Below are 303 nucleotides of genomic sequence, written 5' to 3'. Positions count from 1 at the left end.
CCTCTGCTCTGCGCCCCCCCCCGCGGGGGGGGGGCCCCCCCCCCCCCCCCCGGCCCCCCGCTCGCCCCCCCCGGCCGCCCCCCCCCCCCCCCCCCCCCCCCCCCCCCTTCGACAGAGGGTGAGTGACGGGACTCGAACCCGCGGCATCCTGGACCACAACCAGGTGCTCTACCAGCTGAGCTACACCCACCATGACCGGTCCTTTTCCGACCGGCCGAGAAAAAGTGTACAGGGTCCGCAGGGGTGCTCGCGCCGCCTTTGAAGGGCGCGGGCCAGGGGCCCCCGCGGGGACCGCCGGGGACC

1 tRNA gene is annotated in these 303 nt (G+C 77.6%); it reads right to left on the bottom strand.

Features of this window, described 5'->3' with window-relative positions:
- Positions 1–117 precede the first annotated feature (117 nt).
- Positions 118–190: transfer RNA gene (locus LCE31_RS40195), tRNA-His, on the bottom strand.
- Positions 191–303: the final 113 nt, after the last annotated feature.

It is taken from the genome of Streptomyces sp. 8L (assembly GCF_020176795.1).
In the GTDB taxonomy this organism is placed as follows: Bacteria; Actinomycetota; Actinomycetes; order Streptomycetales; family Streptomycetaceae; genus Streptomyces.
The sequence above is the reverse complement of the archived record's forward strand: the minus strand, read 5'-3'. Positions and strand labels throughout refer to the sequence as shown.